Here is a 26,512-nt window from a genome sequence, read left to right as displayed (position 1 = left end):
GCGAACCAGGCTTTTGCGCTACATCAGGAACTTGTCAAAACGAGTGCTCGGCATGACGCGGATAAACCCGGTGTTCGTGCTGTGGCGACTCCTGCCAGTCAGGTTGCGAGCCCCCTTCCAGTCTGAAATTCCGGGTGCGGGTCTGAAGCTCAATCACCTGGTTTTTCAGCACGTCGGAGGAACCCGATAGCTCATCCACCATCGCCACGTTGCTCTGCGTGACTCGCTCCAGCTCGGACAGCGCCTGGGTGATTTGCGAAATCCCTTTTTCCTGTTCGGCGGTGCTCGCAGAAATTTCATCCATCAGTTTACTGACATGCCCGGAACCGTTGACGATCTCGTGCATGTTCTTTTCTGCTTCAGAGACCACCGTCACCCCCTGCGTGACGTTGCTGCTGGTCACGTCGATCAGCGACTTGATGCTCTTGGCCGCTTCCGCACTGCGGTGGGCCAGATTGCGCACTTCACCAGCGACCACAGAGAAACCTTTACCATGGTCGCCCGCCCTCGCCGCTTCAACCGCCGCGTTGAGCGCCAGAATGTTGGTCTGGAAGGCAATTCCGTCGATCAGAGAGATGATCTCCGTCATTTGCTGCGCGCATTCCGTAATCGACTGCATGTTATTGGCGACTTGCCCCATCAGCTCGCCCCCTTTACGCGCCTGCACCGTGGCGAGGTTCGCCCTTTCGCTCGCCAGACGGGTGTTGTCGGCATTGTTGCGGGTGCTGGCGGCCATTTGCTCCATGCTCGCGGCAGTCTGGATCAGCGAAGCGGACTGTTGTTCCGTTTTCACCGCCAGCTGTGCGCTACGGGAGGAGAGTTGTTCTGAGAGGGTCATCGCGGTTTGCGACGAGGCGCGGATTTCACGCACCAGGGTGGCGATGTTGCTGGATAAACTGTTGATCCCTGGAATCAGGCGGCCTGCACAGTTATTGCCGAACTCAGGAATGGAGACGGCAAGATTGCCCGAGGTCACTTCTTCGATACTTTTTTTCACGGTATTGATCGGCGTCACAAGATATTTTGTCATGTAGGACCAGAGCAACAAGACCGCAAGCACATTAATAATATTTACTGCGATAAAAAGCGATGTACTTTTCGATAAAGCCCAAACCAAACCATCAATCACTAAAAGCACGACCAGCAGAAAGTAAATAATAAATGTTCTTACGCTAATATTTCTAAGCATAATTGATCCCATACCACAAGTCGGAGGAGGTATATTGGTTATAGCATTCGCATTTTCTTTTTCCACCACATTTTAAGTGGCATTTATTATTCACCTTCGGATGCCGGGAATTTACCTTAAGTCAGCACAGAGAATCAGAATATTCCAGACGGCAGGCATAATCTCTTTTTAACCCTTACTTTTCCTGTGACAACAATCATTAGCAAACAGATAATTAAATATGACCGTTCAGTTTATTAAGAGTTAATGCTGTTAGTGATTAAAATCATGTAGCGTTACTTAAGTCATTAATGAGAGAATATATCCTCAATGCGTTTTAACTCGCAAAAAATAACGCGTTTGTTGTTGATTTTTGATAAGCAACTAATCTTGGAATTAGTTAGAGTAAGCCACGGCGGTGATGAGTCGCGCACCGGATGAACTCAATAACGACTTTTAGCGTGGGATTACACAATGCTCGATGTGTCCTGGGACCCCGTACTCATCGCCATCTCATTCCTGGTGGCCTTTATCGCTTCATTTGTCGCACTCGACAGTGCGGGCAAAATATCGGGAGCCAGCCGCAAAGCCGCCCTCTGGTGGCGCATTGCCGGAGGCGCCACTCTCGGAATTGGCGTCTGGTCGATGCATTTTATCGGTATGCTCTCCATGAAAATGCCGATGGCGATGAGCTACCACTTCTGGCTCACCGTGGCCTCACTGGCTATCGCGATTATCGCGGCCACCAGCGCAATTAATATCGCCGTACCGGGCAACTCTCTGTCGTTGACACGCTGGTTTTTATCCACACTGATCCTCAGCGCAGGCGTCGTCGCCATGCACTACACCGGGATGGCAGCCCTGATGCTGCACGACGATATCAGCTGGAATATGAATATCGTCGCGCTGTCCGTCGCCATTGCTATCGTCGCGTCGGGTGCCGCCCTTTGGCTCGCTTTCCATCTGCGCCATCGCCATAAAGGTGTCTTTATTAACCGCGTTGCCGCCGCCTTCGTGATGGGGCTGGCGATTTGCGCCATGCACTACACGGGCATGAGCGCCGCGAATTTTCACCATGAGATGGATAACATGCCCGGCGGCGTAAGCGAGCTGGGCCTCTCTATTTGGGTCTCATCCACCACTCTGGTGCTGCTGGGGATCATGCTCATTATCTCCCTCGTGGACTCTCATTTCCGTACCCACCGCCTGACGGAGAATCTGCGCCAGCTGAATAAACAGCTGGAGCTCAAGGCACGGTTTGACGCCCTCACCGGCCTCGCCAACCGTCATCAGATGGATCTCAGCCTGCAGGATTGCCTGCACACTTCGCTGCTGAATAAAAAACAGTTTGCGGTGATGTTTCTCGATATCGATCACTTCAAGCTGGTGAATGACGCCTGGGGTCACCAGGTGGGCGATGAGCTATTAATCAGCGTTGCGCAGCGGATCACCGCCAGACTGACGCAAGGGGTGACCCTCGCGAGACTCGGCGGGGATGAGTTTATCCTGCTGCTGCCCGACAGCGATGACGACAAAATATCCTCCCTGGCCATGACCCTGCTCGACGAGATCCGCCGCCCTTTCTTCATTTGCGGCCATACGCTCAATATCACCCTGAGCCTTGGCGTGAGCCTCTACCCGCAGCACGGTGAAACGCTCCACGAGCTGAAATTCAAAGCCGATGCGGCGATGTACCATATCAAACAGGAGGGACGAAACGGCTGGGCGATTTACCGCCCGGAGATGTCCAAAAGCATTTCGGCCGAGCCGTCTTTCCTGCAGGATTTGACCCAGGCGCTGGAGCGCGAGCAGTTTGAGCTCTGGTATCAGCCCACCTATCTCGCTGAACTGAAAGAGATCCACGGTTTTGAAGCGCTGCTGCGCTGGCACCACCCAGAACAGGGGGTTCTGCTACCGAGTGTATTCCTGTCGTCACTGGAGAAGACCGGTTTAATCATTCCCGTCGGCGTGTGGGCCATTGAGCAGGCGTGTCGGCAATTACGGTTCTGGACGGAGCAAGGGTTTAGCCAGTGGACGCTCTCCTTTAATTTGTCCCCCGTTCAGTTTGAGCAACAGGATATATTCGAGGTCATTTCCAGCACCATGCAGAAATACAACCTTGAACCGTCGCGATTGATTCTGGAAGTGACCGAAAGCACCGCGTTAAAAAACCTTGAACGCAGCATTGAATTATTAGACGCATTTAACCATGCGGGTTTTACGGTCTCTATCGACGACTTTGGTACCGGATACTCAAACCTGTTGATGCTCAATGTGCTTCCTGCGAAAGAGCTCAAAATAGATAAAAGCTTTATCGACAGCATGCTGGAAAACGAGAAAAGCAAAAAGATTGTCGAAACGATTATTCACGTGGCGCGCACTATGGATATGGTCGTTGTCGCCGAAGGGATTGAAACGGAAGAGCAACAGCTGACGCTCGCAAGCCTGGGGTGTGATTATTTACAGGGCTATTATTTCTCCCGCCCTCTCCCGGCGGAACAAGTGCCGTGGCTGGTATTACAAAATAAATCTGACAAACAAATTATACCAATCGGTAAAAATCAAATAGAACCCCCACTGAATTCACAAAAAAATCATGCCTGATGTGCTGAAGTAGAGTATGTTTTTGGTAAGCCCACGAGTCTATATTGCGTCGTGAACATCAGGCAGGTCTGCCGATGAATGGGAAGAATCTATGTTGCCACACAGCTTTGATGCGCTGAATTTCATCAAAACACCGGTATGGTTAGTTTCACCCGTTTCTGAACATCTTATTTTCGCCAATATTGCGGCGACCGATATGATGCGTAATAAAACGCTCACCGAGATGCGTCAGGGGATCTATTCCGCCAGCGCGCAGCAGCAACTGGCGATGTATGTTCCGGATCTCAAATCCGAACTCGATATCGTCGAGATCTGGACGGTCTGGCGCGATGGTCATGAAACCACGCTCAGCTGTCGCCTGTCTCTCGCCGGGCACGAGGTCGTGGGCGACGTTATCGTCTTCGAGGGTATCGTATCCCAGGCCCCTTCCGGGCTAAAAGCCAGCCGCTCGGCGAACTATCAACGCAAAAAACAGGGTTTCTATGCCCGCTTCTTTCAGACCAACAGCGCCCCCATGCTGTTGATTGACCCGGCCCGGGACGGGCTGATCGTCGATGCCAACCTGGCCGCCCTGAATTTTTACGGCTATCACCACGATACGATGTGCAGCAAACATACGTGGGAAATTAATACCTTAGGCCGCGATATTTTGCCGATCATGACTGAGATTGCGCGTCTGCCCGGTGGACATAAACCGCTCAATTTCGTTCACCGTTTAGCCGACGGCTCGACCCGCCACGTGCAAACTTACGCCGGTCCGATTGAGATCTATGGCGACAAGCTCATGCTGTGCATCATTCACGACATCACCGAGCAGAAAAGGCTGGAGCAAGAGCTGGAGCACGCGGCGCTACGCGACTCCATGACCGGCCTGCTCAACCGTCGGCAGTTTTATCTCATCACCGAACAGACTAATCCTTCTCATCTGCCTGCCCAGCACCAGTTCAGCTTGCTGCTGGTCGATACGGATCATTTCAAAAATATCAATGACGTGTTTGGTCATTCGAAAGGCGATGAGGTGCTGATTTCCCTGTCGCGTATGCTTGAAGCCTGCAGCCGCAAAGACGATTTTGTCTTCCGCTGGGGTGGCGAGGAGTTCGTGCTCCTGCTGCCGCGCACCACGCTGGACGTGGCGATGCAGGTGGCCGAGACCATTCGCGCGGAAGTGGCACGCATTGCCATCCCCGGCCTGCCCCGCTTTACGGTGAGTATTGGCGTGGCGCGTCATAACCCGGACGAGAGTATCGACGACCTGTTTAAGCGTGTTGACGACGCTTTATATCGCGCCAAAAACAATGGCCGAAATAAAGTCCTCGCGGCCTGAAAACTGGAGTATTGATAAAAGCCTCGTTACAATGCCCCCTCGAATAAACAGACGTCAGGTGGGTAACTTTTGCTATGGGGAAAACAGAAGTCATACTCATCCTAATTATTCTCAGCGTAATTATATTTGGTTTTTGGTTTATTTTTAGCGGTGAGATGTGGCATCTGGTGGGGTTCATTGAAAGCAGTCTCTATCCGACGATAGATGCGCCCTGACTGATAAAATCAGGCCCGTACTGCGACGGGCCTTTTTTACGGATTAATGTTTCTCGATATACATCGTCCGACTGTAAGCCACATCTTCTGCGTTATTTATCGGATACCCTTTTACCCACGGCTTAATCAGGCGACCGTTGGTATATTGATAAATTGGCGCGATAGGCGCTTTTTCCGCTAGGATCTTCTCCGCGGCGTTGTAATCGGCATTACGCGCTTTTGCCGTGGTTTCCAGCGACGCCTGATTAATAATCTTGTCGTATGCCGGATCGTTGAAGCGCGAAATATTACCGCTGTGCGTCGAGGTCAGCAGGGACAGGAAGGTTGACGGCTCGTTGTAATCCCCCACCCACGAGGCACGGATCACATCGAAATTGCCGGTGTTACGGCTGTCGATGTAGGTTTTCCACTCCTGGTTCTGCAGCTTCACGTCCACGCCGAGATTTTTCTTCCACATCGACGCCACCGCAATGGCGATTTTCTGGTGGTTTTCAGAGGTGTTGTACAGCAGAGTCAGTTTCAGCGGACGCTGCGGCCCGTAGCCCGCGGCCTGCAACAGCATCTTGGCCTGCGCATTCAGCTCCGCCTGCGGCATCTGCTCGAACGGCGAGGTTTCAGGGGTAAAGCCGGCCGTCACATCCGGGGTAAAATGCCACGCCGGTTTTTCACCGGTACCCAGCACTTTCTCGGCCATAATCCGGCGGTCGATGGTCATGCTCAGCGCCAGACGCACGCGCTGGTCAGCCGTTGGCCCTTTCTGGGTGTTAAACGCGTAGTAATAAGTGCCCAGCTGCGGCGGCGTGTACACCTGGCCCGGAATATCCTTGAGCAGCTTCTGATAGAGATTTTTTGGGAAAGATTCGGTGATATCAATATCCCCCGCCAGATAGCGCTTGGTGGCCGATGACTCCTGGTTAATCGGAATAAAGGTCACTTTTTTCAGCACGGTTTTGGCGTTATCCCAGTACGACGTATTCGGCTCAACGACCAGCTTTTCATTCACCACGCGATCGGTCAGCACGTAAGCGCCGTTGCCGACCAGCGCGCCGGGACGGGTCCACTCTTTACCGCTCTCCACGTTGGCCTTTTGCACCGGATAGAAGGCAAAACTGGCCGTCAGATTGGCGAACCACGGCAGGGGCTTATCGAGCTGTACGCGCAGGGTTTTAGCATCCACCGCAGTAATGCCAAGCTGGTTGGGCTGCGCCTTGCCTTCGATAATGCTCTGGGCGTTGGTGATCCCCGCCAGCGCCGCAAACCACGCAAATGGCGAGGTAGTTTTTGGGTCCACCAGACGCTGCCAGCTGTAGACAAAATCTTGCGCCGTTACCGGCGTTCCGTCGGACCACTTCGCGTTATCACGCAGAGTAAACGTCCAGGTGCGGTTGTCATTGCTCTGCCATTTGGTGGCGACACCGGGGATCAGCTCACCCTTTTCGTTCTGATTCACCAGGCCTTCAAACAGATCGCGGATCACCTGAATTTCCGGTAATCCCACGGCTTTCGCCGGGTCGAGCGAGGCGGGTTCGTCTTTAATATGGCGGACCAGCTCCTGTTTTGGCGCAAGTTGAGTTCCCTGAGGAATGTCGGCCGCGTAGGAAACCGATGAGAGTCCGCACAGCCACAGCGCAGTACAGAGCAGCGAAACAGGATGCTTCATGAGATCCCCTTTAAAATGGTGGGTAACAAGCAGATGCGTAATTATTTGTTTCGAAACAGAGAAATGCAAATACCTTCGCGCGGAAAGTTGAAATCGGGCCAGTTTCTCGCGACGTTGAAACTATTTGATTAACCGCGTGTTTTACACAACACTGCTGTAAAGAACTCGCTATCAGGATTTCGTATGTCACTTAACCGCCCAAGAACGGAACGTGGCGCTTTCCCGCCCGGAACGGAACACTACGGTCGCTCATTTTTAGGCGCTCCGCTGATCTGGTTTCCTGCCCCGCAGGCCGACCGTCACAGCGGGCTGATCATCGCCGGTACGCACGGGGATGAGAACTCCTCTATCGTCACCCTCTCCTGCGCCCTGCGCACCCTCGCCCCTGACCTGCGCCGTCATCATGTGGTGTTAACCGTCAACCCGGACGGCTGTCAGCTTGGGCTGCGCGCCAACGCGCGCGGTGTCGATCTCAATCGTAACTTCCCGGCGGCCAACTGGCGCGCGGGAGAAACCGTCTATCGCTGGAACAGCGCGGCGGACGAGCGTGACGTGGTGCTGCTCACCGGCGAAAAACCGGGCTCAGAGCCTGAAACGCAGGGGTTGTGCCAGCTGATCCATCATCTGCAACCGGCGTGGGTAGTGTCATTCCACGATCCGCTGGCCTGCATCGAAGATCCGCGCCACACGGAATTAGGCGAGTGGCTGGCGGACGCTTTCGCCCTGCCGCTGGTCACCAGCGTGGGCTATGAAACACCGGGCTCTTTTGGCAGTTGGTGTGCGGACCTCGGCCTGCACTGCATCACCGCCGAGTTCCCGCCCGTTTCATCGGATGAAGCGAGCGAGAAATACCTGAAAGCGATGACCGGGCTCCTGCGCTGGCACTCTCAGAGGTGAAGCGTACCGGTGGTAAAATTCAGCGCGGGTGAGACGTCAACGGCGAGCCAGGTTGGTCCGTCGAGATCGGCGAAACTCACCTGCTCTGTCAGCGGTAATGCGGCGCTGATGGCTCGGGAGGTGCAGAGCATGCACCCGAGCATCAGGGCAAAACCTTCTGCACGCGCCTGCTTCGCCAGCGCCAGCGCTTCCGTCAGTCCGCCGGTCTTATCGAGCTTAATGTTCACCATCTCATAGCGCCCTTTCAGGCCCGCGAGACTCGCGCGCGTATGGCAGCTTTCGTCGGCGCAGATGGGCAGCGGGTGGATGAAGTTTTCCAGCGCGGCATCTTCCGCCGACGGCAGCGGCTGTTCGAGCATCGCCACGCCCAAATCCGCCAGCAGCTGACAGCGCGCGGCCAGACCTTCACTCCTCCAGGATTCGTTGGCGTCGACAATCAGCGTCGCGTCAGGCACCGCGCCGCGGATCGCCACCATCCGCTCGCTAATCAGATGATCGTCGAGTTTGACTTTCAACAGCCGCGCACCGGACTCATACAGCGCTCTGGCGCTGGCGGCCATTTGCGACGGCTCGCCGATGACCACGGTTTGCGCCGTGACGATAGTCTCCGGCAGCGCCACGCCGAGGGACTCAGAGATGGTGTGATTCAGGCGATGCGCCTCCAGCGACCATAACGCACAGTCGACGGCATTGCGCGCCGCACCCGCCGGTAACGCCTGCTGCAGCGCCTCGCGGGTCATGCCCTTTTCCAGCTCAGGAACGATGGTCATGATTTGCGCCATCACCGAGGCCAGGCTTTCGCCGTAGCGTGGATACGGCGTGCATTCGCCCGCGCCTTTTATCCCGTCCTCTTCAATTTCTACCACCACCACGCAGGCTTCGCTGCGGCTGCCGCGAGAGATCACAAACGGCGTATGCAACGGCCATGCTTCTTCATAGACCTTGACGGTTCTCATCACTCGCTCCTGTAGGGCAAAATAGGTTTGCCGTGTTATCCGCTGTTGTCATACACTAACCACGACGTTAACTATATGTAAACAGGAAGATATCTATGTCACAACTCGTTCATTTCCAGGGCAACCCGGTTTCTGTTGCAGGTTCCATTCCGCAGGCAGGCAGCAAGGCGCAGGCTTTTACCCTCGTGGCAAAAGATCTGTCTGACGTAACGCTGGCTCAGTTCGCCGGTAAACGCAAAGTCCTGAACATTTTCCCGAGCATCGACACCGGCGTTTGCGCCGCGTCCGTGCGTAAATTCAACCAGCTGGCGACCGAAGTGGACAACACCGTGGTGCTGTGCATTTCCGCTGACCTGCCATTCGCCCAGTCCCGCTTCTGCGGTGCAGAAGGCCTGAGCAACGTTATCACGCTTTCTACCCTGCGTAGCCCAGATTTCCTGGAAAACTACGGTGTCGGTATCGCCGAAGGCCCACTGAAAGGCCTGGCCGCGCGTGCGGTACTGGTGATCGATGAAAACGACGCTGTGATCTTCAGCGAGCTGGTGAATGAAATCACCAACGAGCCAGATTACACCGCCGCGCTGGACGTGCTGAAAGCGTAATTGCATTGATTTTGTAGGCCGGGTAAGCGCAGCGCCACCCGGCGATGAAAGCTCCGCAATGCGGAGCTTTCTTTTTACCCGTCTCAGAACAAACAGGAACAAAAATGATCTCTTTTGAAAAAAGCATTCCCATTTTTCGCATGTTTGACGAACAAAAAGCGCGAGAATTTTATCTGGATTTTCTCGGGTTCAACGTCGAATTTGAACACCGCTTCGAAGCTGACCTGCCCCTGTATATGGGCATCAGCCGCAACGGCCTGCAACTACATCTTTCTGAACACCATGGCGACGCTTGTCCAGGCGCGACCCTCTTCGTTCCAATGAGCAATATTGAATTATTAAGGGATGAACTGAAGCAGAAGCATTACGGCTACGGGCGGCCTGAGATCGTTCAGCAGGACTGGGGGAAAATACTGGAAGTGTGTGATCCGTTTGGGAACAGGATTCGGTTTTGCGAGGCGTAAATAAAATGCCCGCTGCTGATATAGCGCGGACCCAATGCATTTCGGGTCGCGTATAAACAGTCAGCGGACATCGCACTCAATAGGGTTGGATCAGAATCACCCCATCACCACGTATTCAAAAACTCCGCGATCTCATCAATTCGCGTTTCATCGATACCGGCTTCTTTCGCCATCTCACTCTGCGCTTCTTCGCTGATCTCTTCGTTATTCATCAAACGGGTGATCAGAGACTGGAAATACCAGGCCACCGCGTCGCGCTCTGCTTCGCTCAACGGCTTGGTGGATTCTTTCGAATATTCATCGGCGATGTCATAAAACTTTAAAGGGATTTCGTTGCTCATACGTTTCTCTTTTATTCGTCAGTTTTTTTCTGGTTCAGACCGTACTCGCGCAATTTATTGGCGATGGCCGTGTGCGACACGCCGAGGCGTTTCGCCAGTTTTCGGGTGCTCGGGTAGTTACGATAAAGCTGGGTCAGGACTGAACGCTCGAAACGGCTGGTGATATCGTCCAGCGATCCTTCCATCGCCTCTTCGCCCACAGACACGGTTCCCGCATCGTAATCCGGCAGCAGAATGTCCTGCGAGCGTAGCTCGTAACCTTCCAGCTGGGTGAGCGCGCGGTAGACAGCGTTCTTCAACTGGCGGATATTGCCCGGCCAGCCGTAGCGGGTCAGCATTGAGCCTAAATCTGCAGACAATTTCGGACGCGGAACGCCCTGCTCGTCGGCGAAGCGCGCCACGAAAAGTTCGGTCAGCGGCATAATGTCTTGCGGACAGTCGCGCAGCGGCGGAATGTTGAGGGTGAGTACGTTCAGTCGGTAGTAGAGATCCTCGCGGAACACGCCTTTCTGCACCAGTTCAACGAGGTTTTTCTGCGTCGCGCATATAACGCGCACATCCACGTGCACTTCATGATCCTCCCCGACGCGGCGGAAAGTACCGTCATTGAGGAAACGCAACAGTTTGGCCTGCATGCGCGGCGACATCTCGCCGATCTCATCCAGCAATACCGAGCCGCCGTTGGCCTGCTCGAAGAAGCCTTTTTTGCCCTCCGGCGCGTGGCCGAACAGCTCGCTCTCCACCGCATCTTCCGGAATCGACGCACAGTTCAGAGCCAGATAAGGTTTCGCCGCGCGCGGGCTGGCGGTGTGAACCGCATGGGCCAGTAAATCCTTGCCGGTTCCCGTTTCGCCGGTGATCAGCAGCGGTGCGGTGAGGTTGGCGAGCTTACGCGCCTGATCCACCACGTGCTTCATTTTCGGGCTGACGGCGATAATCTGGCTGAACGCGCCGACATCCTGGTTAGACAGATTCTGCAGCTGACGACCCATGCGAATGGTGGAGCGCAGCATGATCACCGCGCCGGTCAGCACGCTGACATCGTTCTCGCCGCGCAGATGCACCGGGGTGATCTCCATCAGGAAGTTCTGGCCGCCGATCACCACATGTTCGCTCTGGGTCCCCTGCGGATTACTGTCGAGCCAGCGCTGGAAATTGAAACCGGCTATCAGCTGCGCCGCATGATGGCTGCTCAGTTTTTCCTGGCTCTGGCCAAAGAGCTGGCAGCTCGCCTGGTTGGTGCGCTCGACTTTGCCTTTCAGATCAAGAGATAAGAAGGGTTCAGGCATGGCTTCAAGCAGCGCGCTCAGCGCCAGATGCTCACGCTCGGACGGCATCCACGGCACGGTGCGCACATCCGTAACGCCAGCGATACGGCGAATTTCAGCCATCAGGCTGCTGAATGTATTGAATTCGATTTCGGCAAAATTGAGGTAGATTCGCCCGATAGGGTCGATGTCGATGCCGCGTAAATCAATGTCACGCAAAACAAGGAGATCGAGTAATTCGCGGGTCAGGCCGATACGGTCCTGACAGAACACTTCCAGACGCATGGATAATTCACTCTTTAAGCCAGTAACCTTAAAATGATATGTCAGATATCGTCTGGCTGGAAGCTCGCTGTCAAGAAATATTGACAGCGAGGTGATTTCTTCAGCGTTTACTGCGGTTTTTTGCTCAATGTCTCTTTCAGTTGCCCGATAAGCTCACGACGGAAGTCCCCGAGGCGCGGTTTGTCGTCGTTAATCCAGGGCAGCGGGCGGCACAACTCCATGGCTTTGATCCCCAGACGTGCGGTCAACAGCCCGGCCCCGATCCCCTGCGCCGCGCGGGTAGACAATCGCGCGGCAAGATCCTGAGACATCCAGTCCATCCCCACTTCACGCACCAGTTCGCTGGCTCCGGCGAACGCCATGTTCAGCAGCACCAGGCGGAACAGGCGAAGACGGCTGTAATAGCCCAGCTCGATGCCGTACAGTGTGGCGATTCGGTTGATGAGTCGCAGGTTGCGCCATGCGATAAAGGCCATATCCACCAGCGCCAGCGGGCTGACGGCGATCATCAGCGTTGATTCCGCCGCCGAGCGGCTAATCTCCCGCCGCGCCTGGGAATCGAGCACCGGCTGCACGATATTGGCGTACAGCGTGACGATCTCGCGGTCGTTTTGCGTCTCGTGGATCGCCGCATACCAGCGCTGTAGCGCCGGATGCGACTGATCGATCCCGGCCTGGCTGGCCAGTTTTTCACAGAAGGCGCGCCCTTTTCCGGTGGCATGGCTGTGCAACAGATCGCGGGCTTCGTCGCGCTCGTGGGCGCGCTGACGCAGTCGCCACAGGCGACGCCACTCGGTGGCAATGGAGCCCACGCCCGCCCCGACGATCAGCGCCCCTGCCGCGCAACCACCGAGGGCGACCCAGTCCTGAGTTTGCCAGGCATTCATCGTCCACTGGACGCCCTGTCCGACCACGCTCACGCCAAACAGCGTCAGCCCGGCCATCACCATTTTGCGCCACAGGCTGCGTTTGGGCCGCAGCGCCGCCTCGACCACCGCTTCTGCCTGCCCCTCGTCCGCAAGCAGTTCATCGGCGACGACAGGCGCAAATTTCTCGGCCTCCGGACCGCTGAAGGCCTGAGCCGCTTTGAAAGCTTCGGCCCGCTCCTGCTCAAGCGTGCCGGTAAAATCGATGCGTGGCTTTAAAGGTTCGGTCATCGCAGCTTATCTCCTATTAAAAACTCCAGCGCCGCGTCCAGGCGAATGTGCGGCAACGGCTGGTCGACATTCATTGCCTGAGGGCGAAACGCCTCAAACTGAAAACCCTGATTTTGCCAGAACGCCTGCCCCGGCAGACGGGCGGGCACTTCGCCGGGATAGACGGTCAGCGGTTCGCCGTCGCTAAGACGGTTGCCGCGCAGAGCCGGGATTTTCTCGCCATTGACGTCGATAAGCCCGCTTTGCGTGGCCTGAACCGCCGCCAGCCCCAGGCAATCCATGCTGATCCCTTCGAACGCCGCATTTTGCCAGGCATCCTGCACCAGCTGTTGCAGCAGCGAGACCATGTTTGCGTGCTGATCGACCGTCACATGATCCGCTTTGGTCGCCGCAAACAGCAGCTTGTCGATCACCGGCGAAAACAGGCGGCGGAACAGGGTTCGCTGCCCGTAGTGGAAACTCTGCATGAGCTGCGTGAGCGCCAGGCGCATATCGTTGAAGGCCTGCGGCCCGCTGTTGAGCGGCTGCAGGCAGTCCACCAGCACGATCTGACGGTCGAAGCGCAGGAAGTGATTTTTGTAGAACCCCTTCACCACTTTCTCGCAGTAATAGTTGAAGCGATCGCGGAGCATCCCGACGTTACTGTGTTTGTCCGCCATCGCCAGTTTGGATTCGCCCCAGCCATCGACATCCGGCCACGGGAAGAATTGCAGCGCGGGCGCACCTGCCATTTCGCCCGGCAGGACAAACCGGCCAGGCTGGATAAAGTGCAGCCCCTGCTGTTTGCATTGATGAAGATAATCAGTCCAGGCCTGGGCAATCGCTGCCAGACGGTTTTCGTCCGCCGGTGCCAGCGGGTCCAGCCCGGCGCAGAGTGCACGCCATTTTGCCGACCACTCCGCGCGCTGGCCCTGCAACAGACCGGTCATTTGCCGCGACCAGCTCAGATAATCCTGGGCCAGCATCGGTAAATCGAGCAGCCATTCGCCGGGATAATCGACGATTTCCAGATACAGCGTGGAGGTCTCTTTGAAGTGGCGCAGCACAGATTCGTTCGAGCGAAAACGCAGGGCGAGGCGGATCTCGCTCACGCCGCGCGTCGGCGTCGGCCAGGCGGGCGGCGTGCCGTACAGCTGCGCCAGCCCTTCGTCATAGGTAAAACGCGGGATACCAAAGTCGCGCTGGGGTACGCGTTTGACGCCGAGCAGGCGCTCTTCGCGCGCGGCGCTCAGCAGCGGCAGGCGCGCCCCGGCGTGTAAATTGAGCAGTTGGTTAACCATCGCGGTGATAAACGCAGTTTTGCCGCTGCGGCTTAATCCCGTGACCGCCAGCCGTAAATGGCGGTCTACGCCACGGTTAACCAGTGAGTTGAATTCGTTTTTGAGTCGCTTCATCGCCATCCTGTTTTGCCCCGAAGACCGCTGATATCAGCTTCAGAATACAATAAATTGGGGCAGATCGTTGATTTTCAATTCATTGTCACTGTCATTCCCGTTTTTTCTCCCGTAATATAAACCCACTACCGCTATCATGGAGTTGTAAGGTGTATGTCACCCACCATTTATGATATTGCACGCGTTGCAGGCGTATCAAAATCAACCGTGTCCAGGGTTCTTAACAAGCAAACAAATATCTCCCCGGAAGCGCTTGAGAAAGTGCAAAAAGCGATTGATGAATTAAATTATCAACCCAACAAACTTGCCCGAGCCCTGACCTCTTCGGGCTTTGACGCGATCATGGTTATTTCCACGCGTTCAGCAAAAACCACAGCCGGTAATCCTTTCTTCTCCGACGTTCTGCATACCATTACCGAAAAAGCCGAAGAGGAAGGTTTTGACGTTATTTTGCAGACCTCGAAAAGCAGCGAAGATGATTTGCAGAAATGCGAAAGTAAAATTAAGCAAAAAATGGTCAAGGGAATTATCATGCTCAGTTCACCGGCTGATGAATCCTTTTTCCCCCGTCTCGACAGCTACGGTATTCCGGTGGTGGTGATTGGTAAAGTCGAAGGGGATTTCCAGAATATCTACTCTGTCGATACGGATAATTTTCACGGCAGCCAGATATTAACCGAGACCTTTATTCAAAATGGTCATCGTAAAATTGCCTGCCTGCACGCCCCACTCGATTATCACGTTTCCATCGATCGCCTGGCGGGCTATAAATCGAGCCTCGAAAAACACCAGATTGCATTCAACGAAGACTGGGTGGTCGACGGCGGTTATACCCACGAGAGCGCCCTTGAGGCCGCCTGCCAATTGCTCTCTTCCGGGCAGCCGCCGCGCGCCGTGTTTGCGACCGACAGCATGAAGTTGCTCGCCCTGTATCGCGCCGCGGACGAGCTCAACCTGATGATCCCGGAGCAGCTGGCGGTCGCCGGATACACCGACCCTTTGCTGTCGCTGATTTTAACGCCGGAGCCGGGTGGTTTTGAGATCCCGACCCGACAGCTCGGCGAGCAGAGCTGCGAGGTGCTGTTTAACCGCATCGCCGGGAAAGCGGCGCCGCGTCAGGTGATTGTCGATACTCATCTGACCAAAACACGCTCCCTGCGCTAAAACCAGGGGCGTTTCAGCCCCTGGCATCCAGCCATTAAAACGCGTAGTTCACGCCCACGCCCGCATAGTGGAAGCGGTCGTTTTTACCTTCATCATGATTTTGCCACTCGTAGGCATATTCCAGGGTCATGGACAGCCCGTTGGTAAAATCATAGGCGTAGAGCATGCCCAGTCGGTTGAAATCGTGCCCTTCGCGCTCAGGATCGTCCTGCCAGTCCCAGTTCGACCACCGATCCAGACCAATGCGGGTATACGGCGTTAAGGTGGTATTACCCAGAGAGATCGGTAAATAGGCGCGAATTTCCTGCGTGGAGAACTCACCGTTATTTCGGCTGCCGTCCATATTAAAGCCGCGCTCTAAATAGTAATTGGCTTTCGCCGAAAAGGTTTCGCTAATGGTCCAGGTAAATCCGGTTTCGGTTTCCACGCGGCTGTCGGAATAACCGGTTTTTTCCAGATCGTTGGCAAACTGATACATCGCAAACCAGCCGCTAAAGCGCCAGTCATCGCTCAGTTTCAGATCCCAGTCGGGCTGAATTTTATAGCGCTGCATATTTGCGGTTCCGTCTTTCGCACCGTGCTCATCTTTAAAATGATAACTGTAATTACGAAAACCGCCGGTGAGGCCGAAAGTAAAATCATCGGTGCCGATAAAACGATAGCGCAGTTCAAGCTCCGGGCGGTCGAAATAGGTGCCACGGGTCATGCTGCTGTAATCCACCGGACCTTCCTGATACATCGCCATAGAAATTGTCCAGGCGTCGTAAGTGGCATTGAACCAGACAGAGGGTTCATATAATCCGTCTTTATCTTCGCCCTGCCCCTCGACGTTTTCAATTTCATACATGGCACCGATATTAAAGGTCCACTTATCAGTATTTTCTGCTGCATGGACGCATGTTGCCCCTGCGCATAATAAAAGCGCAGCACATCTTTGTAGAGTACTCATTTCTATATTCCTTTATAAAATAACAGCTAAAAAGCCGGGAAGATAAATTCCCGGCAACGAACTTTTTATCTAATCGCTATTTCGCTATCAGCGTCGAAGAAGTGAGATTTATCCATTTCAAACTGAATCGCCAGATTATCCCCGGCGCGGTAGTCATTCACTGCCCCTGCGCGAAGCACTAATTCATGCCCACCGACGGCGGCGTACAGCATAAATTCCGCCCCGGTAAGCTCTGCGACACTGACTTTGGCGTTGATTTCAGACGGTATTCCAGGAGAGGTCAGGATATTTTCCGGCCTGATGCCAAAGACCACTGCCTTACGCTGATAGCCCTTCGCATTCAGGGCCGCGAGTTTCTCTTCCGGGATTTCCAGGCGCAGGGTTTCGGTGACGAAATAACGGCCATCAATGGCACCGCGAATAAAGTTCATGGCCGGAGAGCCAATAAACCCGGCGACAAACATATTGGCCGGTTCGTTATAGACCTGCTTAGGTGCCCCCACCTGCTGAATAAACCCGTCTTTGAGGATCACAATCCGCGTCGCCATGGTCATGGCTTCCGTTTGATCGTGCGTCACGTAGATCATGGTGGTGTTCAGCTTCTGATGCAGCTTGCTGATCTCGGCGCGCATCTGCACACGCAGTTTGGCATCAAGGTTAGAGAGCGGCTCATCCATCAGGAACACACCCGCCTCGCGCACGATCGCTCGCCCAAGCGCCACGCGCTGACGCTGCCCGCCCGACAGCGCGCCCGGTTTACGCTTTAAGTAATCTCGCAGTCCCAGGATTTGCGCCGCCCAGCTGACCCTCTCCTCAATCACCGCCGGGGCAATCTTTTGCATTTTGAGGCCAAAGGCCATGTTGTCGTAAACGGTCATGTGCGGATAGAGCGCGTAGTTCTGGAACACCATCGCGATATCGCGCGATTTGGCCGGAACATCGTTCATCCGCACGCCGTCGATCACCAGATCCCCGGCGCTGATCTCCTCCAGCCCGGCAATCATGCGCAGGGTCGTGGATTTACCGCAGCCCGACGGGCCCACAAAAACGATAAACTCTTTATCCTCAATTTCGAGGCTAAAATCCTTCACCACGTGGACCTGGTTGTCGTAGATTTTTTGAATATGTGTCAGAGATAGTTGAGCCATTTTGCCCCCTTATTGATGCCGGTTCGGGCCGCGCGCGGCGTGCCAGAAGTCGGTTAAACAGTGCCAGGTCAGTTCATCCGTGGACGAAAGCCGTAAACCGGCGTCGAATAAATCGTCACCAATTCCGACCGATAACATCCCCGCCGCGTTGATCGCCGCAACCCCTGCCTGCGCATCTTCAATGCCTATCGCCTGCTCTGGGCTGACGTCTAAGCCTGCGCAGGCCGCGAGAAAGATTTCCGGATGCGGTTTTGAGTGCTGAATGCGCGAGGCGTCGGCGCAGAAATCAAAGGCACGGTCAATCTCCAGCGCTTTAAGGATTGCAGGCGCGTTGAGGGAGACCGACGCCAGCCCGATGCGCACGTTCGCTTCACGAATGTCTGCCAGGACCTGAGCAATCCCCGGCAGGAGTGAATCGCGGGTAAGTCCCTTAAGCGACTCGACGTAGAGCGTATTTTTGGCCTGCGCCAGTTGTACGCATTCCGCCTGGCTGTAGGCGTTTTCCTTACCGCCGTGGCGCAAGATGCGCGCCAGAGAGTCCATCCGGCTAATCCCCTTCAGCCCGGCGTTGAATTCCTCATCGATGTGAATATCGATCTGCGCGGCAACGTGCTGCCACGCCAGAAAATGCAGATGCGCGGTATCGGTGATCACCCCATCCAGATCGAAAATGATGGCTTTAAGCATCACGGCGGCCCTCCGTGGTAGCGGTCCCAACAAAAGATAAATCTGAACCGGCAAGATGAAGGTTTTCGCCCCACAGGGTCAGCGTCACTGGCGCGGTGGAATCGATCGTCACAGTCGCGCCTTCCACGAAAATATTAAGCCGTGCCTCACGCCATTTGAGGGAGAACTTCAGGTGCTGCCAGTGCTCAGGCAGATTCGGTGCCAGATGCAGCTCGCCGTCGATAACCTGCATCCCGGCAAAACCCTGAACCACGCCCGACCAGATTGCCCCTGTCGCGGCGGCGTGGATCCCGTCGTCACAGCTGTGCGGATCCTCACCCAGATCGATAGCCGCGCCTGCGTGCCAGAACTGATACGCTTGCGCAGTGTCACCGCAACGGGCAGCGACGATGCCGTGGATCGCCTGGCTCAGAGAGGAGTCATGGATGGTGCGGGGTTCATAAAACGCCAGGTTCGCCGCACACTGCTCGCGGTCAAACTTCTCCGGCAGCAGATAGTTGAGCATCACCACGTCCGCCTGCTTGAGGATCTGCATCTCATTCACCTCTGCGCGCGAGTAGTCGAGCAGAATGGTTTGCTTACCGGCTTTCGCTTTGTAGCCACTGAGATCGATGGCCGGCTTCGCCATAAAGGTGTCATCCTGCGGGATCACGCCCCGTTCGTCTGGGGATGGTAGCCACAGCCGCGTCAGGAAGTCCTGAGCCGCCTGCACAAAGGCGTTATCGCTGCGCTCAAACTGCTGCATAAATTCCAGTGCATCATGCACGTTTTGCCAGGCCATAAAATTGGTGAAGGCGTTGTTATTCACGTGCTCGGTGTATTCATCCGGGCCGATAACGTCATGGATTTCCAGTCGGCCATGAACCTCAGTTGCCCGCGAAATCCAGAACGATGCGGTTTCCATCAGCAGCGTCAACCCTTCATGGCGCATGAATTCGCGGTCGTGTGTCGCATGCCAGTAGGCCACCACGGCCCAGGCGATATCGGCCACGATATGATGCTCAGCCAGCGCCGAGGCCACTTTCTGCCGCACGCCGGTGCGGATATTAATAGCCGCAAACTCAGGGGTTTCCTCCTGCCCTGTCGCGGCGCTCTCCCAGGGGAATAGTGCGCCGGACCAGCCGTTACGCCGGGCTTTCTCACGCGCCCCGGCCAGGTTCAGCCAGCGGTAGCGCAGTAAACTGCGGGCCGTTTGTGGATGAGTAAACAGGTGGAACGGCAGGAGGAAGATTTCCGTGTCCCAGAACACATGACCTTTATAACCTTCGCCGGTCAGCCCTTTCGCGGCGATGCTGCAGCGTTCGTCGTGCGCGGGCGTCATGGCCGTCAGCTGCCAGACGGCGTAATCCAGCGCGCGCTGATCCTGAGGATCGTCAGAGCAGACCTCCACGCGGCAGGTTTGCCAGATATTTTGCCAGGCCAGCGCCGTCTGCGCCCGCAGCGCATCGTAGCCCTGGGTGGCGCAACGTTTTAGCTCGCACATCGCATTCTGCGCAAAGTCAGAAGACGCGAGGGTTTTATCGCTGCGATGCGTGACCCAGACGATTTTCTCCAGCATCACCGTCTCGCCCTTTTGCGCCACAAGGGCGTGGTGGCAATTCAGACGCCGGTTTTTGGCGGTGAAGCAGTTTTCACTCGCCACATTCAGCCGACAGCTCGCCGAAATCACTACCTCCGTCGCGCGATCCTGGGTGTCGTACACCCCTTGCAGATAATGCTGATCGAACACCTGAACTGAGGTTTCGTCCAGATGCTGTCGCCCGCTGTTGGTTTGCGTCGCGTCAATCCCCGTTGAGAGGCTGATGTGTGCTGCGTCATCCAGCGGCGTGACGGAGAATTGCAGCGCGGCTAACGGTAGTTGATCCAGCGAGACAAAGCGGCGGCTGTCGATCTGGAAGCGTTTTCCGGTGGTTGAACGCCAGACCAGACGGCGCTCCAGCTCACCGCAGGCAAAATCTAACTCACGCTGCCAGGAGAGGATCTCCCCCGCCAGCAGGGTAAAAGGCTCGCCGTCGAGCTGGAGCGCAATGCCGATCACGTCAGGAAGATTGACGAGTTCGTTGGTTTCATCGCGCCCGGCGCGATGATAAACGCCAGCCAGATACATCCCGCGCGTTTGCTGCGTGTAGTCTTCCTCGTGGCAGGCGCGGATCCCCATATAGCCGTTGCCACACGCCATAGTGGAGGCAAATTTGTTCAGACTGTGCGGGCTGAACGCCGGGTCGGAAAGACGAGAAAGGGTCAGCATAATTCCACGCTCTCCCGTGTTTGCGCCGATTGATACAGCGCGGCCACCAGCTGCTGGATCACCAGCCCCTGTTCGGCGTCGGCAATCATCACCGGCTCTCCCATTACGTGGCGCACAAAGGCATCCATGCTGCGCAGATGGCGCTGATCGTCGGCTTCGTCCCGGCTTAAAATCGTCTGCAGTTCGCCGCCCACGTCGTCATAGATATGCGCCGGGAACAGCGTCGCACCGGCTTTTTCACCGCAAAATGAGACGTTCATGATCGACTGTTCGCGAATGTTGAGCGCAAACGAGGTATCAAGGCGCAAAATCCCGCCGTTGCAAAACTCGATAGTACCGAAAAGCGCATCTTCGACGGTGTAGCTTTTCGGGTCCCACTCGCCAAACTGGCCGCAGTGCTTTGTGGTGCCGAGCTTCTGAAAACTGTGTGCCGTGACGCGTTTGACCGCCGGAAAGCCCAGCACGTACATCGCCACGTCCAGCATGTGAATACCGATATCGATCAGCGGTCCACCGCCCTGCAGCGACTTGTTGGTGAAGGCGCCCCAGCCCGGCACGCCGCAGCGGCGCAAGGCCTGCGCACGGGTGACATAGATCTCGCCAAAGGTGCCGTCCAGCACCGCTTCGCGCAGCAGTTGGGCGTCCAGGGCAAAACGATGGTGAAAATCGTAGGCCAGCACTTTCCCGGCTTTTCGTGCCGCCAGACGCATCTGGTCTGCCTGTTCTGGCGTCATCGCGGGCGGCTTTTCGCACATTACGTGACAGCCCGCCGCCAGCGCCGCCATCACATGTTCAAAGTGAAAACGGTTTGGCGAGCAGACGCTCACGATGTCGGGTTTAGCCTCCTGCAACATCAGCCTTAAGTCCTGATACGCCCCGGCGATGGCGTGGCGTTCAGCGAACGCCTGCGCCTGATCCAGGCGGCTGTCCATGACAGCCACCATCTGCAGATCGGTTCGCGTGGCGTAGTACGAGGCATGCACTTTGTCTGCTACCTGCCCGGCGCCAATAATGGCGACGCGCAGAGGCAAAGGTGTTGAAGCACTCATCACGCTCGTCATCCTTAGCAATCGCGTAAATAGTTGAGTGAAACCTGATAGGCTTTGGCCGGATCCTCGGCGCGTACGCGGCACTCATACACCACGTAGCCCTGATAATCATCGGCGCGGAGCTGATCAAAGAGCGCGGCGAAATCCAGCGACCCGCTGCCCGGCTGATAGCGATGGTTGTCGGCGATATGGACGTGGCCCAGTCTGTCGCGGTTGGCGTGCAGCGCTTCAGTCAGTGAGTCTTCTTCGATATTCATATGGTAGAAATCGCCGATGATCTGCACGTGCTTAAGATCGTTCTCTTCGATGTAGCGACGCGCGTCAGCCAGAGTGTTGATCATGTGATCCTGATAGCGATTCAGCGGTTCAAGGTAGACGATGGTTCCGGTGCGCGCCGCCACCTCGTCGAGCCAGCGCAGGGATGCGCTCACCGCCTTGCGATCGCCCGCCAGGCTGCGCGGAGAGGTCATCGGCGGCAGACGGAAAGTGAACATACCCCAGGCCGCGGGGACGATAATGCCCTTCCCGCCCACTTCACTTAAGGCTTCAAGAATGCGTTCGATCTGCTGTAGTCCGTTGAGACGACGCTCTTCGATAAAATCGCCGATCCAGCCGTCGTAGCCGCCGCAGGCGGTGGTCACCGGCAGACCGGTGGCTTTGATGGCGGCTTTGACTTCCGCCAGATTGTCTACCAGCAGCTTGCCGTCGATTTCATAGCCGTCAAAACCCATCGTTTTGATGTACTGGAATTTTTCAAGAATATTGGCCGGAAAAAAGGCCTGGTTCTGCGTTGCAATTTTCATCGTTTGCTCTCCTTAGCTTAAAAAGTGACGCCCATTTTGATGCTCAGTTCCGGATGCTTATCGACGTAGGTCATATAGCTTTCGGCACTGGTTTCGAAACTCACCACCGGATCGATCAGATCCTCGCAGTTGAGATAGCCATTCATCAGCAGTTCCCAGCAGGTCTCTTCGATGCGTTTGCGGCTCCAGCGCGGGTAGTCCGGGTTCGGCTCGCTGCAGGCGCGCGAGAAGACGATCTTCGCGTTATTGAAATGCGCTTCGCGGCCCAGATTGAACCCTTCGGCGAAAGGTTTGGCGAATGCGACGTAGGAGATGGTGCCGCCGTACGCCAGCCCGCGCAGGGCGGATTGCAGCGCGTCGGCAAAACCGCTGGTTTCGATAATGATGTCCGCGCCCTGCTTGCCGGTGAGCTGTTTAATCTCCAGCCCCACATCACTCCCGATCGGGTTGAGGCAGAAATCTGCGCCGTGGCGGCGGGCAATGTCGCAGCGGTGTTCGATAGGATCGACGCCAATCACAATGGATGCCCCCGCCTTTTTCGCCAGTTGAATCGCGATCTGGCCAATCGCGCCTAACCCGACGACCACGACGAAATCACCGACGCGCACGTTGGCATCACGCACGCCGCTCATGGCGAACTGCGCCGGGTCATAGCAGACGGCGTTTTTCCATGACGCGCCCTGCGGCATTTTGCGCAACTTGTAGTTATTAACGGCGTTGACGATCACCGTCTCCTGCAGCGGGCCGTAGCAGCAGACGGAATCTCCGATCTGATACCCGCTGACGTCCGCGCCGCACTCCACGATGTCGCCGACGATCATGTTGCCGAGCTGGAATTTACCGAACTCAATCCCGCGAGCCGTACCCTCTTCGCGCGGGGTGAACATCTGCCACTCGCTATTGAACTCTTCGTCGATAAACGGGCTTGCCGCACGGAAATCCACCACTTCGGTTCCGTGTTTTGGCGCGCCGAAACGCGCGCGAATTTTGACTTCGTTGGCCGCCACCGGGCGGTCTTCATACTGGACCAGCGCGGCCACACGCGGCGCTGTCGCAACTAACTTTTTCATGCCTGACTCCTTGTTAAAAACTGGCCGCCTTAGCCTTTTACGCCACCGGCGGTCAAACCACTTTTAATGAAACGTTCAGAAAGCGCATACATGACCACCACCGGCAGTGCCGTCACCAGCGATGCCGCCATCATGCGACCCCAGATATAGTCCGGCGTACTGAACAGCGTGTTCAGCCCGACAGGTAAGGTGAAGTTGCTGGCGCTGGAGAGGAAAATCGACGCAAACAGATAGTCGTTCCAGGCCACCATGAAGGAGTAGACGAACACCGAAACCAGGCCGGAAATTGCCAGCGGCACGGTGATGCGGAAGATGATCTGCAGACGGTTGAGCCCGTCCATCATCGCCGCTTCTTCGATTTCGTCCGGGATGGTGTCGAAATAGCTGCGGAGCATGAACACCGCGGTCGGCAGCGTCTGGGTCACCATGGTGATAATCAGCGCCAGTTCGGTGTCGTAGATGCCAAGCGCGGTGATGATTTTGAACAGCGGTACCACCAGCAAAATGCCCGAGAACATATAGACGCTGTAAAAGCTGGCATTGATGGTGGCGCGCCCTTTAAAGCGCAGCTTTGAGAGCGCGTAGGCGCCGAGCGTGCCCAGGAACACGGCGATCACCGAGGAACTTAACGACACCACCAGGCTGTTCCTGAAGTAGTTCACAAACGGGAAGATCAGCGGGTTAAAGATGTCGACGTAGTGCTGCAACGTCCACGCCTGCGGCAGGATTGTCGGGTGCAGCGAGATCGCCTCTTTCGCACTTTTGAACGAGGTCATCAGCATCACGAAAAACGGAAACAGCGTGACGATCAGAAACAGCGCCAGTCCGACATAAAAACCGACACGGCTGAGGGTGCGTTTATTTGTTGCCATTGAGGTTTACCCTTTTTCTGGTCAGCAGAATGACGGCGAAAATAATCACGAACAGCACCACCGAAATGGCCGCCGCTTTCCCCAGGTCGTTAAAGGCAAACGCCGTTTTGTAGAGGTAGACGCCGAGAATATCGACCTTGGTGGTGAGGAGATAAACGTCCGCGAACATGTAGAACATCCAGATGGTGCGCAGGGTGATTACCGTCGCCAGCACCGGCATGATCGCGGGAAGCGTGACGATGCGAAAACGCTGCCAGCCGTTCGCGCCGTCCATCTCTGCCGCCTCGTACAGGGATTTATCGATGGTCTGCAAAATCGCCAGGAACGAGATAAACGCATACGGGAAGTAGCGCCAGATGGCGAACAGCACCACCAGCACAAAGCTGCTGCCGGGGTTGTCAAACCACAGCGGAGCCTGATCGTAGAGGTGCAGCAAATCCACGCCCAGATAGTTCACGATGCCGTAGCCGTTGTTGAACATGTACTTCCAGGCGAAGACCAGCGAGATCGACGGCGTGACGTACGAGAGGATCACCAGCGATCGTGCCGTCTTGCGCAGGCGAAACTCGCGGTTAAAGAAGACTGCCACCGCCAGCCCAAGGCCCGTGCTGCCGATCACCACCAGCGCCGTGTACCAGAAGGTCATCCACAGGGAGTGCCAGAACGCCGTATCGCCCAGAATGCGGATGTAATTATCCAGACCGACAAAAGTGGCGCTGATGCGCGGATTCAGCGGCAAGCGTAAAAAGCTGATCTCGATATTCGAAATCATCGGCCAGGCCACCAGGCCCCCCAGCAATATCAGGCTGGGGGCCAACAGCAGCATGGCGAAAGGCAGATCGGAACGACCAGAAAACAACCTCTTCATAATTCCTTTCGCAGAGCGCCCCTATCGTTGCGAGATTAGATCGGCCAGACGTTTCTGGCTGTCACTTAAGGTGGTGTTGAGATCTTTTTTGCCGACCGTCACGTTATGCACCATCGAACTGATCACCCCCGAACCCGTCACGTCGCCCATGCGAGTGAAGTTTTTATCCCCCACGGCACCAAAGACCTGCACGTTCGGGAACTGGGCGATCAGCTCATAAGGCAGCTGACCAAAGGCCTGAATAACGTTGTTGTTTTTCCAGGAGTCCGTGCCCACCACCAGTTTGTTCACCGGCAGCGCCGCCCCCGGCGACATCATTACCCAATCGGCCGCGTTTTGTGCCTTCTCCATCCAGGTGACAAAGGTCTCTGCCGCTTTGGTCTCCTGTTCGGTTTGCCCGTTGGTGATGGTCAGCGAGGTGATCATCCCGTAAACCGCCGCGGTTTTTTCCGTCGGCACGACAAAGCCGAGATCGGCAGGATGACCGTCTTTAAATACCGCAGGAAGAATGTAGGTGGAGTAGATCGCCATCGGCGCGGAGCCGTTCATAAAGGCGTCTTTGATTTCCATCACGTCGTTTGAGCCAGGCATCGTCGTCGCTGCCAGATCGCGATAGAACGCCAGCGCCTTCGCCATCTCAGGGGTGTTGATGTCGACTTCCCCTTTCGCGTTAAAGACGTTAGCGCCGCCTGACAGGGCAAACTGCGAAAACGCCTGTTCGGTCATCACGCTTTCTGCCGTAGGCAAGGCGATGCCGTACTGTTTTTTCTCCGGATGGTTCAGGCCCTTGCTGGCTTTCAGCAGCTGTTCCCAGGTCGTCGGCTCCTGGATACCTGCCGCCGCCAGCGCCGATTTGTGATACCAGACGCCGGAGAGCCACGCGCTGACCGGAACGCCCGTCCACGCCTTGCCATCTTCCGTGCGCACTACGCGCAGAATGCCGTCGTAGAAGGTGTTTTCGCCGACCGCGCCAATCGCGGCACTGATGGCATCGCGATCGAGAAGCTGCTCTTTGTCCATCACTTTGGCGTAATCGTGGCTGACTTCGATGACCTCTGGCAGCGCACCGGTACGGGCAAGGGTAATCACTTTGGTGTTGTAGGCATCCTCTTCCACCGGCACCTGTTTCACCTTGATGGACGGGTTGTCTTTCTCGAAGCGTTCAATGAGCTGCGTGATCACCGCCTGGCGCTCCTGCTCCACCGACGAGTGCATGAACTCAATGGTCACGACCTGATTATTGTCATCCCGACAGCCTGACAACAGGGCGCACGAAACCAGTGCTGATATCAGCACAATTTTGGGTATCTTCATTTTTA

Annotated in this window: 24 protein-coding genes; 7 read left to right on the top strand and 17 right to left on the bottom strand. The window is 55.9% G+C overall.

Features of this window, described 5'->3' with window-relative positions:
- Positions 1-34: 34 nt before the first annotated feature.
- Complete coding sequence (locus AC3WS9_RS10325) at positions 35-1,189, bottom strand: methyl-accepting chemotaxis protein (protein WP_285146399.1); 1,155 nt, start codon at positions 1,187-1,189, stop codon at positions 35-37.
- Positions 1,190-1,642: 453 nt separating this feature from the next.
- On the opposite strand from AC3WS9_RS10325, the gene AC3WS9_RS10320 reads away from it, so the two are divergent.
- The 3 genes from AC3WS9_RS10320 to AC3WS9_RS10310 all read left to right on the top strand — a co-directional run bounded on the left by AC3WS9_RS10320 (position 1,643) and on the right by AC3WS9_RS10310 (position 5,311).
- Entirely contained in the window at positions 1,643-3,772 is a 2,130-nt protein-coding gene (locus AC3WS9_RS10320) for a putative bifunctional diguanylate cyclase/phosphodiesterase (RefSeq protein ID WP_492488134.1), read from the top strand.
- Positions 3,773-3,863: 91 nt separating this feature from the next.
- Positions 3,864-5,096 carry a sensor domain-containing diguanylate cyclase gene (locus tag AC3WS9_RS10315; protein ID WP_492488132.1) on the top strand — a complete coding sequence of 411 codons (1,233 nt, stop codon included), beginning with the start codon at positions 3,864-3,866 and terminating at the stop codon, positions 5,094-5,096.
- Between the two features lie 74 nt (positions 5,097-5,170).
- Positions 5,171-5,311, top strand: a complete 141-nt coding sequence (locus AC3WS9_RS10310; protein ID WP_282495278.1) for an Ecr family regulatory small membrane protein — start codon at positions 5,171-5,173, stop codon at positions 5,309-5,311.
- Positions 5,312-5,354: 43 nt separating this feature from the next.
- Here AC3WS9_RS10310 and AC3WS9_RS10305 read toward each other — a convergent pair whose 3' ends face one another.
- Positions 5,355-6,971 carry a peptide ABC transporter substrate-binding protein gene (locus AC3WS9_RS10305; protein WP_492488129.1) on the bottom strand — a complete coding sequence of 539 codons (1,617 nt, stop codon included), beginning with the start codon at positions 6,969-6,971 and terminating at the stop codon, positions 5,355-5,357.
- A gap of 183 nt (positions 6,972-7,154) precedes the next feature.
- Between AC3WS9_RS10305 and mpaA the strand changes: the two genes are divergently transcribed.
- On the top strand, positions 7,155-7,868 hold the full coding sequence (gene mpaA, locus AC3WS9_RS10300) for a murein tripeptide amidase MpaA (protein WP_282495280.1): 714 nt from the start codon (positions 7,155-7,157) through the stop codon (positions 7,866-7,868).
- Here mpaA and ycjG read toward each other — a convergent pair.
- The gene (gene ycjG / locus AC3WS9_RS10295; protein ID WP_492488127.1) at positions 7,859-8,824 is read right to left on the bottom strand and encodes an L-Ala-D/L-Glu epimerase; all 966 of its coding nucleotides are present in this window, start codon (positions 8,822-8,824) and stop codon (positions 7,859-7,861) included. The two genes, mpaA and ycjG, sit on opposite strands and share 10 nt — an antisense overlap.
- 95 nt (positions 8,825-8,919) lie before the next feature.
- Between ycjG and tpx the strand changes: the two genes are divergently transcribed.
- On the top strand, positions 8,920-9,426 hold the full coding sequence (gene tpx, locus AC3WS9_RS10290) for a thiol peroxidase (protein ID WP_095282188.1): 507 nt from the start codon (positions 8,920-8,922) through the stop codon (positions 9,424-9,426).
- 104 nt (positions 9,427-9,530) lie between these two features.
- Positions 9,531-9,890: a glyoxalase superfamily protein gene (locus tag AC3WS9_RS10285; RefSeq protein ID WP_492488125.1), complete on the top strand. Its 360-nt coding sequence runs from the start codon at positions 9,531-9,533 to the stop codon at positions 9,888-9,890.
- 104 nt (positions 9,891-9,994) lie between these two features.
- Here AC3WS9_RS10285 and AC3WS9_RS10280 read toward each other — a convergent pair whose 3' ends face one another.
- The 4 genes from AC3WS9_RS10280 to AC3WS9_RS10265 all read right to left on the bottom strand — a co-directional run bounded on the left by AC3WS9_RS10280 (position 9,995) and on the right by AC3WS9_RS10265 (position 14,335).
- Entirely contained in the window at positions 9,995-10,231 is a 237-nt protein-coding gene (locus AC3WS9_RS10280; RefSeq protein WP_492488123.1) for a DUF2543 family protein, read from the bottom strand.
- Positions 10,232-10,242: 11 nt separating this feature from the next.
- The gene (gene tyrR / locus AC3WS9_RS10275; protein WP_282495284.1) at positions 10,243-11,784 is read right to left on the bottom strand and encodes a transcriptional regulator TyrR; all 1,542 of its coding nucleotides are present in this window, start codon (positions 11,782-11,784) and stop codon (positions 10,243-10,245) included.
- 107 nt (positions 11,785-11,891) lie between these two features.
- The gene (locus tag AC3WS9_RS10270) at positions 11,892-12,941 is read right to left on the bottom strand and encodes a TIGR01620 family protein (RefSeq protein ID WP_492488121.1); all 1,050 of its coding nucleotides are present in this window, start codon (positions 12,939-12,941) and stop codon (positions 11,892-11,894) included.
- Positions 12,938-14,335 carry a YcjX family GTP-binding protein gene (locus AC3WS9_RS10265; RefSeq protein WP_492488119.1) on the bottom strand — a complete coding sequence of 466 codons (1,398 nt, stop codon included), beginning with the start codon at positions 14,333-14,335 and terminating at the stop codon, positions 12,938-12,940. Before AC3WS9_RS10265 ends, AC3WS9_RS10270 begins: the two co-directional genes overlap by 4 nt.
- Positions 14,336-14,488: 153 nt before the next feature.
- On the opposite strand from AC3WS9_RS10265, the gene AC3WS9_RS10260 reads away from it, so the two are divergent.
- On the top strand, positions 14,489-15,499 hold the full coding sequence (locus tag AC3WS9_RS10260; RefSeq protein ID WP_282495287.1) for a LacI family DNA-binding transcriptional regulator: 1,011 nt from the start codon (positions 14,489-14,491) through the stop codon (positions 15,497-15,499).
- Between the two features lie 34 nt (positions 15,500-15,533).
- Here the strand turns inward: AC3WS9_RS10260 and AC3WS9_RS10255 are convergent, their stop codons facing one another.
- The 10 genes from AC3WS9_RS10255 to AC3WS9_RS10210 all read right to left on the bottom strand — a co-directional run bounded on the left by AC3WS9_RS10255 (position 15,534) and on the right by AC3WS9_RS10210 (position 26,507).
- Entirely contained in the window at positions 15,534-16,448 is a 915-nt protein-coding gene (locus AC3WS9_RS10255; RefSeq protein WP_492488117.1) for an OmpG family monomeric porin, read from the bottom strand.
- Positions 16,449-16,513: 65 nt separating this feature from the next.
- The gene (locus tag AC3WS9_RS10250) at positions 16,514-17,596 is read right to left on the bottom strand and encodes an ABC transporter ATP-binding protein (protein WP_492488115.1); all 1,083 of its coding nucleotides are present in this window, start codon (positions 17,594-17,596) and stop codon (positions 16,514-16,516) included.
- Between the two features lie 9 nt (positions 17,597-17,605).
- Positions 17,606-18,283, bottom strand: coding sequence for a beta-phosphoglucomutase (pgmB, locus tag AC3WS9_RS10245; protein ID WP_492490319.1), 678 nt, complete (start codon positions 18,281-18,283; stop codon positions 17,606-17,608).
- Positions 18,276-20,531, bottom strand: coding sequence for a glycoside hydrolase family 65 protein (locus AC3WS9_RS10240; protein WP_492488113.1), 2,256 nt, complete (start codon positions 20,529-20,531; stop codon positions 18,276-18,278). The genes pgmB and AC3WS9_RS10240 overlap by 8 nt, the downstream gene beginning before the upstream one ends.
- A complete protein-coding gene (gene ycjS / locus AC3WS9_RS10235; RefSeq protein WP_492488111.1) occupies positions 20,525-21,583 on the bottom strand; it encodes a D-glucoside 3-dehydrogenase in 1,059 nt (352 codons plus the stop codon). Before ycjS ends, AC3WS9_RS10240 begins: the two co-directional genes overlap by 7 nt.
- A gap of 11 nt (positions 21,584-21,594) precedes the next feature.
- Complete coding sequence (ycjR, locus tag AC3WS9_RS10230; protein ID WP_492488109.1) at positions 21,595-22,383, bottom strand: 3-dehydro-D-guloside 4-epimerase; 789 nt, start codon at positions 22,381-22,383, stop codon at positions 21,595-21,597.
- A gap of 17 nt (positions 22,384-22,400) precedes the next feature.
- On the bottom strand, positions 22,401-23,453 hold the full coding sequence (ycjQ, locus tag AC3WS9_RS10225; RefSeq protein ID WP_492488107.1) for a D-guloside 3-dehydrogenase: 1,053 nt from the start codon (positions 23,451-23,453) through the stop codon (positions 22,401-22,403).
- A 29-nt stretch (positions 23,454-23,482) separates the two neighbouring features.
- Complete coding sequence (locus AC3WS9_RS10220) at positions 23,483-24,325, bottom strand: carbohydrate ABC transporter permease (RefSeq protein ID WP_492488106.1); 843 nt, start codon at positions 24,323-24,325, stop codon at positions 23,483-23,485.
- The gene (locus AC3WS9_RS10215) at positions 24,312-25,193 is read right to left on the bottom strand and encodes a carbohydrate ABC transporter permease (protein ID WP_285146380.1); all 882 of its coding nucleotides are present in this window, start codon (positions 25,191-25,193) and stop codon (positions 24,312-24,314) included. The genes AC3WS9_RS10220 and AC3WS9_RS10215 overlap by 14 nt, the downstream gene beginning before the upstream one ends.
- Before the next feature lie 21 nt (positions 25,194-25,214).
- Positions 25,215-26,507: an ABC transporter substrate-binding protein gene (locus AC3WS9_RS10210; protein ID WP_492488104.1), complete on the bottom strand. Its 1,293-nt coding sequence runs from the start codon at positions 26,505-26,507 to the stop codon at positions 25,215-25,217.
- Between the last annotated feature and the right edge of the window lie 5 nt (positions 26,508-26,512).

It is taken from the genome of Lelliottia sp. EB106-05-01-XG201 (assembly GCF_058791735.1).
Note: the sequence above shows the minus strand (reverse complement) of the source record. Positions and strands in the feature narration are given on the sequence as shown.

Coding starts and splice junctions, on each gene's coding strand:
- AC3WS9_RS10325 (WP_285146399.1), bottom strand. CDS start 1,189: ATGCTTAGAAATATTAGCGTAAGAACATTTATTATTTACTTTCTGCTG.
- AC3WS9_RS10320 (WP_492488134.1), top strand. CDS start 1,643: ATGCTCGATGTGTCCTGGGACCCCGTACTCATCGCCATCTCATTCCTG.
- AC3WS9_RS10315 (WP_492488132.1), top strand. CDS start 3,864: ATGTTGCCACACAGCTTTGATGCGCTGAATTTCATCAAAACACCGGTA.
- AC3WS9_RS10310 (WP_282495278.1), top strand. CDS start 5,171: ATGGGGAAAACAGAAGTCATACTCATCCTAATTATTCTCAGCGTAATT.
- AC3WS9_RS10305 (WP_492488129.1), bottom strand. CDS start 6,971: ATGAAGCATCCTGTTTCGCTGCTCTGTACTGCGCTGTGGCTGTGCGGA.
- mpaA (WP_282495280.1), top strand. CDS start 7,155: ATGTCACTTAACCGCCCAAGAACGGAACGTGGCGCTTTCCCGCCCGGA.
- ycjG (WP_492488127.1), bottom strand. CDS start 8,824: ATGAGAACCGTCAAGGTCTATGAAGAAGCATGGCCGTTGCATACGCCG.
- tpx (WP_095282188.1), top strand. CDS start 8,920: ATGTCACAACTCGTTCATTTCCAGGGCAACCCGGTTTCTGTTGCAGGT.
- AC3WS9_RS10285 (WP_492488125.1), top strand. CDS start 9,531: ATGATCTCTTTTGAAAAAAGCATTCCCATTTTTCGCATGTTTGACGAA.
- AC3WS9_RS10280 (WP_492488123.1), bottom strand. CDS start 10,231: ATGAGCAACGAAATCCCTTTAAAGTTTTATGACATCGCCGATGAATAT.
- tyrR (WP_282495284.1), bottom strand. CDS start 11,784: ATGCGTCTGGAAGTGTTCTGTCAGGACCGTATCGGCCTGACCCGCGAA.
- AC3WS9_RS10270 (WP_492488121.1), bottom strand. CDS start 12,941: ATGACCGAACCTTTAAAGCCACGCATCGATTTTACCGGCACGCTTGAG.
- AC3WS9_RS10265 (WP_492488119.1), bottom strand. CDS start 14,335: ATGAAGCGACTCAAAAACGAATTCAACTCACTGGTTAACCGTGGCGTA.
- AC3WS9_RS10260 (WP_282495287.1), top strand. CDS start 14,489: ATGTCACCCACCATTTATGATATTGCACGCGTTGCAGGCGTATCAAAA.
- AC3WS9_RS10255 (WP_492488117.1), bottom strand. CDS start 16,448: ATGAGTACTCTACAAAGATGTGCTGCGCTTTTATTATGCGCAGGGGCA.
- AC3WS9_RS10250 (WP_492488115.1), bottom strand. CDS start 17,596: ATGGCTCAACTATCTCTGACACATATTCAAAAAATCTACGACAACCAG.
- pgmB (WP_492490319.1), bottom strand. CDS start 18,283: ATGCTTAAAGCCATCATTTTCGATCTGGATGGGGTGATCACCGATACC.
- AC3WS9_RS10240 (WP_492488113.1), bottom strand. CDS start 20,531: ATGCTGACCCTTTCTCGTCTTTCCGACCCGGCGTTCAGCCCGCACAGT.
- ycjR (WP_492488109.1), bottom strand. CDS start 22,383: ATGAAAATTGCAACGCAGAACCAGGCCTTTTTTCCGGCCAATATTCTT.
- ycjQ (WP_492488107.1), bottom strand. CDS start 23,453: ATGAAAAAGTTAGTTGCGACAGCGCCGCGTGTGGCCGCGCTGGTCCAG.
- AC3WS9_RS10220 (WP_492488106.1), bottom strand. CDS start 24,325: ATGGCAACAAATAAACGCACCCTCAGCCGTGTCGGTTTTTATGTCGGA.
- AC3WS9_RS10215 (WP_285146380.1), bottom strand. CDS start 25,193: ATGAAGAGGTTGTTTTCTGGTCGTTCCGATCTGCCTTTCGCCATGCTG.
- AC3WS9_RS10210 (WP_492488104.1), bottom strand. CDS start 26,507: ATGAAGATACCCAAAATTGTGCTGATATCAGCACTGGTTTCGTGCGCC.